The sequence below is a fragment of the Pseudomonas sp. 2hn genome, assembly GCF_019646095.1.
GTDB lineage: Bacteria > Pseudomonadota > Gammaproteobacteria > Pseudomonadales > Pseudomonadaceae > Aquipseudomonas > Aquipseudomonas peradeniyensis.
Genome location: NZ_CP081016.1, coordinates 5185038 through 5192500, shown reverse-complemented (window position 1 = coordinate 5192500; position 7463 = coordinate 5185038). Strand labels below are relative to the sequence as shown.

The following is a 7463-nucleotide window of genomic DNA, read 5'->3' as shown; positions in this document are numbered from 1 at the left end:
TCCGGGGATAACAGGCTGATACCGCCCAAGAGTTCATATCGACGGCGGTGTTTGGCACCTCGATGTCGGCTCATCACATCCTGGGGCTGAAGCCGGTCCCAAGGGTATGGCTGTTCGCCATTTAAAGTGGTACGCGAGCTGGGTTTAGAACGTCGTGAGACAGTTCGGTCCCTATCTGCCGTGGACGTTTGAGATTTGAGAGGGGCTGCTCCTAGTACGAGAGGACCGGAGTGGACGAACCTCTGGTGTTCCGGTTGTCACGCCAGTGGCATTGCCGGGTAGCTATGTTCGGAAGAGATAACCGCTGAAAGCATCTAAGCGGGAAACTTGCCTCAAGATGAGATCTCACTGGAGCCTTGAGCTCCCTGAAGGGCCGTCGAAGACTACGACGTTGATAGGTTGGGTGTGTAAGCGCTGTGAGGCGTTGAGCTAACCAATACTAATTGCCCGTGAGGCTTGACCATATAACACCCAAGCAATTTGCGCCGAGGCCAAATTGTGGTGGTGAAGACGAAAGAACCGAAAGTTCGCAGCTTCACAAATTCACATATCCGAATTCGCTGGAGTATCCATCTGGATGTTCTGGCAACAGAATTTCTTGACGACCATAGAGCATTGGAACCACCTGATCCCATCCCGAACTCAGCAGTGAAACGATGCATCGCCGATGGTAGTGTGGGGTTTCCCCATGTGAGAGTAGGTCATCGTCAAGATTCATTTCGCAAAACCCCTATCTGCGTGAGCAGGTAGGGGTTTTGTCTTTTCCGCGTCCGCCAAATCAACACCGCCCCCCTGTAGGAGCGGCCTCGTGCCGCGAAAGGGCCGCAACGCGGCCCCGGCGATATCAGCGTGATGCACAAATCCTGGGTCTGCTCCGCAGCCCATTCGCGGCACAAGGCCGCTCCTACAGGGATCGCGTCGGCGGCAAGCCTGGCATCTGCGTGAGCAGGTAGGGGTTTTGTCTTTTCCGCGTCCACCAAATCAACACCGCCCCCCTGTAGGAGCGGCCTCGTGCCGCGAAAGGGCCGCAAAGCGGCCCCGGCGATATCAGCGTGATGCACAAATCCTGGGTCTGCTACGCAGCCCTTTCGCGGCACAAGGCCGCTCCTACAGGGATCGCGTCGGCAGCAAGCCTGGCGGTACATCGCGGGGCAAGCCCGCTCCCACGGAGGTTCTCTACAGAGACCACGCACCAATACTGATTCTGTGGGGCTTTAGCCGCGAACACCGGTATGGCCGGTGCCAGGCACTGCGGCGCCTGTTTCGCGGCTAAAACCGCGCACAGGGGGGCGCTGGCGGCGCAATCATAGTTTCCTGCGCGACAGCGCAGCCAAAAGGGCTGGGCCATCTCCAACAGGATGCCCTTTTCTATCAACGCATTGCCGGAAAGGGAAAAACCAGGAGAGAACCCCAGCTCGCAGTCATGCGCAAGCTGACCGCCTGGAATCAATGAAGGAAAGTTGAAGCGTTACAGCGATGCGCACGTCCCGCCAGGGAAATGAGTCGTGAACACAACCGTTAGAGGATCTGCGTGGTGTCATCGGACACCACCTGCCGCTGCCCCGCCCAGAACTGGATCAGCTCGCGCAATTGCGACAGCTCCACCGGCTTGGCCATATGGCCGTCCATGCCGGCCAGGCGTGCGCGTTCCTTGTGTTCATTGAGGATGTGCGCGGTCAGCGCCACAACCGGCGTGCGCGGACGTCGGTTGGCGGTTTCCCAGGCGCGCAGCTGCTGGGTGGCGGAGAACCCATCGAGCACCGGCATCTCGCAGTCCATCAGCACCAGGTCATAGTGCCTGGTCTTCATCGCCTGCAGCGCTTCCTCGCCGTTGCTGGCAGTGTCCGGCTCGAGGTTGAGCTTGCCGAGCATGCCGCGGATGACCTTGGTCGAGATGCTGTTGTCCTCGGCCACCAGGATGCGGAAGTCGCCGGGCAGGTCCAGCGGCACCGGGGTGCCGACCGGCAGCGGCGGAGGGGTCTGATCGCGGCCGCGCAGGGCGAGTTCCTCGGCGAGGGTGGTCTTGAGCGTGTAGCCGGCCACCGGCTTGGCGAGGATGCGCTTGACCCCGGCGTTGCGGGCGATGATCTTGCTCGGCGCGTTGCTGATGCCGGTGAGCATGACCACCAGGATGTCGTGGTTCAGGCTCGGGTCTTCCTTGATCTTGGCTGCCAGTTGCATGCCGGTCATGCCGGGCATGTTCTGGTCCAGCAGCACCGCGTCGAAGTAGTCGCGCAGGTGCGCCTTGGTGCGCAGCAGCGCCAGCGCCTCCTTGCCCGACGGCACCGCGCTGACGTTCATGCCCCAGGCGCTGCATTGCTGCACCAGCACCTTGCGGCAGGTATCGTTGTCGTCCACCACCAGCACCCGCGCATCGCGCAACGGACCGTCGAGGTCGGTGGCCGGCTGCTCCAGGCGCTGGGGATCCAGCGGCAGGGTCAGCCATAGGGTGTTGCCCATGCTGGTGCTGGTCTTGATGCCGAATTCACCCTGCATCAGGCCGATCAGCTGTTTGGCGATCACCAGACCCAGATGGCCGCCGAGCTTGTTGCTGGAGAGAAAGTGCCGGCTGTGCAGTTCGGCCTGCAGCAGGGCGTCGCGCTCGGCGGGCGGCATCGGCTCGCCGCTGTCCTGCACGGCGATGCGCAGGCGCGGGCTGTCGCCACGCTGGTCGAGGGCCACCACCAGCAGGATCTCGCCCTGGGTGGTGTTCTTCAGAGCGTTGTCCAGCAGGCTCGACAGGGCTTGGCGCAGGCGCGTCGGGTCGCCACTGACGACCCTGGGCACCTGGGGCTGGGTGAAGCTGATCAGCTCGATGTTCTGCTGCTCGGCCTTGGCCCGGAAGATGTTCAGGCAGTCCTCGATCAGGGCGTTGAGGTCGAATTGCACATCGTCCAGTTCGATCTGCCGCGACTCGAGCTTGGAGATGTCGAGGATCTCGTTGATCAGGGTGAGCAGTTCGTTGCCGGCGCTGTGGATGGTCTGCACGTAGTCGCGCTGCTTGACCGACAGCGGCGTGCCCAGCAGCAGCTCGGTCATGCCCAGCACGCCGTTCATGGGGGTGCGGATCTCGTGGCTGATCTTGGCCAGGAACTCGGCCTTGGCGTTGATCTCGGCATCGCTGGCGGCCAGGGCGCGGCTGGCGCGGAAGCGTTCCTCGCTGATCCGGCGCAGGCGCTCGCTGACCGCGAGGTTGAGCAACAGGCCGCTGACCACGGTCAGCGCCATGAGGATGCACAGCAGCCAGGGCGTGGCGGTGCGGGTCAGGCCCAGCAGGGCCGGTAGCAGCACCAGGCCGCCGAGGTTGAACACCAGCATCGCCACGCTGAACAGCCGCGCCGGGCCGTAGCCCTTGTACCAGTGGTAGCTGCTGATCAGCAGCATGCTCACGCTGCCCAGGGCGAGCAGGGCGTAGGTCATCAGGTTCAGCGGCAGCGTGTCGACGAACAGCAGCACCAGGCCGCTGACCGCGGCCACCACCATTTCCATGTGCAGCAGGCGATTGAGCCGTGCCGAACTGCAGGGGGAGAAGAAATGCAGGGTGAAGTACAGTCCGGCCAGGCCCGCCAGTACCAGGGTAAGGTAGGCCGCCGGGGTCTGCGCGCTGTGCCACAGCTGCCCCCACGGGCCAGTGAGATTGAGCAGGATCAGCGCGCTGAGCAGCATCAGGCTGTGGTACAGCGCCAGGACTAGCGTGGTGCTGGAGCGTGAATAGGCGAAGCGGATCAGGTTGTGCAGGATCAGCATTACCAGCCCGCCGAACAGCAGACCGAACAGCAGCGACTGGCGCTGGTCGGCGGCGGCGTGGGCGGTGGACTCGACGCTGATGGCTGGGCGCAACTGGTGTTCGGAGACCAGCCGCAGGTAGATGTCCAGGGGCTGGCTGCTGTGCGGCAGCGGCAGCACATGGTCCCGGCCGCGCTGGGTCGGGCTCAGGCCATCGCCCTGGCGGCCATGGTGCAGCTGGCGCAGCAGCTTGCCGCCTTCGAGGGCGTAGAGGTCCAGGCGCGACAGATCGGGGGCGAAGATGCGGACCAGTTGCTCCTGGTCGTGCGGTTCCAGGCGGTAGTGCAGCCAGAGCGCCTGGTCGGGGAGGGCGGCATCCAGTTCGTCGAGGGCCAGGGGGCTGAACTGGTTGCGGTAACGCTCGGAGCGTACATCGGACAATTGCAGGTTGGCCTGTTCATCGAGCAGCGCCGACCAGCCTCCGGCCTGTTCGGCGTGTGCCGGGAGCAGGCAGAGCAGGGTCAGCAGGCTGACGATCAGGGCTATGGCAATCCGAAGCCGACGCACGACGAAATCCCTTCTTAGCTAATGTGCCGGATAACAACTATGCGCGGCGCGCCAAGGCGAAGGCAAGGCCCCGGCGGGGCCTTGACGACGAGCCGAAGGCCGCGCGCGGAGCGCCACGGCCGTTCGGTGCATTTTTACTGCTGGTGCTCACCGCGCTCGCGGGCAATGGCCCGGTAGCCGATGTCGGTGCGGTAGAAGCTGGCGTCCCACTTGACCTGCTCGGCCAGGCGGTAGGCCTGCTGCTGGGCGGCCTCGACGGTGTCGCCCATGGCGGTGGCGCAGAGCACTCGGCCCCCGGCGCTGACCACTTGGCCGTCCTTCAGCGCGGTACCGGCGTGGAACACCTTGCCTTCAAGCTTGGCGGCGGCATCCAGGCCGCTGATAGCGGCGCCCTTGGCGTAGTCGCCCGGATAGCCACCGGCGGCCAGCACCACGCCCAGGCTCGGTCGCGGGTCCCACTGGGCTTCGACCTTGTCCAGGGCCTTGGCGAAGGCGGCCTCGACCAGCAGTACCAGGCTCGACTCCAGGCGCAGCATGACTGGCTGGGTTTCCGGGTCGCCGAAGCGGCAGTTGAACTCGATGACCTTGGGGTTGCCCGCCTTGTCGATCATCAGGCCAGCGTAGAGGAAGCCGGTGTAGACGTTGCCTTCCTCGGCCATGCCGCGCACGGTCGGCCAGATCACCTGGTCCATCACGCGCTGGTGCACGTCGGCGGTGACTACCGGGGCAGGGGAGTAGGCGCCCATGCCGCCGGTGTTCGGGCCGGTGTCCTTGTCGCCGACGCGCTTGTGGTCCTGGCTGGTGGCCATGGGCAGCACGTTGTGGCCGTCGACCATGACGATGAAGCTGGCTTCCTCGCCGTCGAGGAACTCTTCGATTACCACCCGCGAACCGGCTTCGCCGAAGGCATTGCCGGCGAGCATGTCGCGCACGGCGTCTTCGGCTTCCTGCAGGGTCATGGCAACGATCACGCCCTTGCCGGCCGCCAGGCCGTCGGCCTTGATCACGATCGGCGCGCCTTTCTCACGCAGGTAGGCTAGGGCTGGCTCGATCTCGGTGAAGTTCTGGTAGTCGGCGGTCGGGATCTTGTGACGGGCCAGGAAGTCCTTGGTGAAGGCCTTGGAGCCTTCCAGCTGTGCCGCGCCCTTGGTCGGACCGAAGCAGTCCAGGTTGCGGCTGCGGAACAGGTCGACCACGCCGAGCACCAGCGGCGCTTCCGGGCCGACGATGGTCAGGTCGACGTTCTTCTCGGCGAAGTCGGCCAGTTGCTCCAGGGCGGTGACGTCGATGGCGACGTTCTCGCATTTGGCTTCGGTGGCGGTGCCGGCGTTGCCCGGGGCAACGAAGACTTTCTCGACGCGTGGGTCCTGGGCGACTTTCCAGGCCAGGGCGTGTTCACGACCGCCGCTGCCGATGATCAAAACTTTCATGTCAAAACCTCGAAATCTGTGTTGGCCCGTGGGAGCGGGCTTGCCCCGCGATTGCGTCAGGCCAGGCTGCGATGTTGCTCCTGCTGACGCCATCGCGGGGCAAGCCCGCTCCCACGGGACCGTGGATCAGTGGCGGAAGTGGCGCATACCGGTGAACACCATCGCGATGCCGGCTTCGTCGGCAGCGGCGATGACTTCGGCATCACGCATCGAACCACCCGGCTGGATCACGGCGCTGATACCCACTTTAGCCGCGTTGTCGATGCCATCACGGAACGGGAAGAACGCGTCCGAGGCCATCACCGCGCCCTGTACCTGCAGACCGGCGTGCTCGGCCTTGATGGCGGCGATGCGCGCGGAGTTGACGCGGCTCATCTGGCCGGCGCCGACGCCGATGGTCTGGCGGTTCTTGGCGTAGACAATGGCGTTGGACTTGACGAACTTGGCCACTTTCCAGGCGAACACCAGGTCGTGGATTTCCTGCTCGGTCGGCGCGCGTTTGGTGACGATCTTCAGGTCGTCGGCGCTGATCATGCCGATATCGCGGCTCTGCACCAGCAGGCCACCGTTGACGCGCTTGAAGTCCCAACCGGCGGCGCGCTCGGCTGGCCACTCGCCGCACTCCAGCAGACGCACGTTCTGCTTGGCAGCCACGACTTCGCGGGCGGCCTGGGAGATTTTCGGGGCGATGATCACTTCGACGAACTGACGCTCGACGATGGCTTTGGCGGTCTCGCCATCCAGCTCGCGGTTGAAGGCGATGATGCCGCCGAACGCCGATTCGGTATCGGTGGCGTAGGCCAGGTCGTAGGCCTTGCGGATGCCGCCTTCGTCTTCAGGCACCACGGCCACGCCGCATGGGTTGGCGTGCTTGACGATGACGCAGGCCGGCTTGACGAAGCTCTTCACGCACTCCAGCGCGGCGTCGGTGTCGGCCACGTTGTTGAACGACAGCTCCTTGCCTTGAAGCTGGATGGCGGTGGAGATGCTGGCCTCGCCCTTCTTCGCCTCGACGTAGAACGCCGCGCTCTGGTGCGGGTTCTCGCCGTAGCGCATTTCCTGGGCCTTGACGAACTGGCTGTTGAAGGTGCGCGGGAACTCGCTGCGGTCTTCGGTCGACAGGGTCTGCTTGGCCTGGTCGATGGTGCCCATGTAGTTGGCGATCATGCCGTCGTAGGCGGCGGTGTGCTCGAAGGCCTTGAGCATCAGGTCGAAGCGCTGGGCGTAGGTCAGGCCGCCGGCCTTGAGGCCCTCGACGATACCGGCGTAGTCGCTGGCGTTGACCACGATGGCGACGTCCTTGTGGTTCTTCGCCGCCGAACGGACCATGGTCGGGCCGCCGATGTCGATGTTCTCGATGGCGGTCGGCAGGTCGCAGCCCGGCTTGCTGATGGTGGCTTCGAACGGGTACAGGTTGACCGCGACCAAGTCGATCGGCTTGATGCCGTGCTCGTTCATGATGGCGTCGTCGGTGCCGCGACGGCCGAGGATGCCGCCGTGGATCTTCGGATGCAGGGTCTTGACCCGGCCGTCCATCATTTCGGCGAAGCCGGTGTAGTCGGCCACTTCCACCGCGTTCACGCCATTGTCCTTGAGCAGCTTGTAGGTGCCGCCGGTGGACAGGATCTCGACACCGAGCTGCTGCAGCTCACGGGCGAATTCGAGGATACCGGTCTTGTCGGAGACGCTGATCAGGGCGCGGCGGATCGGCAGGCGGGTAGTCTGGTCGGTCATTTCAGA

The 7463-nt window shown here is 64.4% G+C and carries 3 protein-coding genes and 2 rRNA genes (1 of these 5 only partly in view); 2 read left to right on the top strand and 3 right to left on the bottom strand.

The window, feature by feature from the left end; all coding sequences use genetic code 11:
- Together K2O50_RS23450 and rrf are read left to right on the top strand one after the other, a co-directional pair.
- Window positions 1-464 (top strand): 23S ribosomal RNA (locus K2O50_RS23450); it begins 2429 nt to the left of the window's first position.
- 133 nt (window positions 465-597) lie between these two features.
- Window positions 598-713 (top strand): 5S ribosomal RNA (gene rrf / locus K2O50_RS23445).
- An 805-nt stretch (window positions 714-1518) separates the two neighbouring features.
- On the opposite strand, the gene K2O50_RS23440 is transcribed toward rrf, so the two are convergent.
- The 3 genes from K2O50_RS23440 to purH all read right to left on the bottom strand — a co-directional run bounded on the left by K2O50_RS23440 (window position 1519) and on the right by purH (window position 7457).
- Window positions 1519-4293 carry a hybrid sensor histidine kinase/response regulator gene (locus K2O50_RS23440; protein WP_050707009.1) on the bottom strand — a complete coding sequence of 925 codons (2775 nt, stop codon included), beginning with the start codon at window positions 4291-4293 and terminating at the stop codon, window positions 1519-1521.
- A gap of 134 nt (window positions 4294-4427) precedes the next feature.
- Window positions 4428-5723, bottom strand: a complete 1296-nt coding sequence (gene purD, locus K2O50_RS23435) for a phosphoribosylamine--glycine ligase (RefSeq protein WP_050707008.1) — start codon at window positions 5721-5723, stop codon at window positions 4428-4430.
- 126 nt (window positions 5724-5849) lie between these two features.
- The gene (gene purH, locus K2O50_RS23430) at window positions 5850-7457 is read right to left on the bottom strand and encodes a bifunctional phosphoribosylaminoimidazolecarboxamide formyltransferase/IMP cyclohydrolase (RefSeq protein ID WP_050707007.1); all 1608 of its coding nucleotides are present in this window, start codon (window positions 7455-7457) and stop codon (window positions 5850-5852) included.
- Window positions 7458-7463: the final 6 nt, after the last annotated feature.

What these genes read in the sequence shown, in the direction of transcription:
- purD (WP_050707008.1), bottom strand. Translation starts at nt 5,723, where the DNA reads ATGAAAGTTTTGATCATCGGCAGCGGCGGTCGTGAACACGCCCTGGCC.
- purH (WP_050707007.1), bottom strand. Translation starts at nt 7,457, where the DNA reads ATGACCGACCAGACTACCCGCCTGCCGATCCGCCGCGCCCTGATCAGC.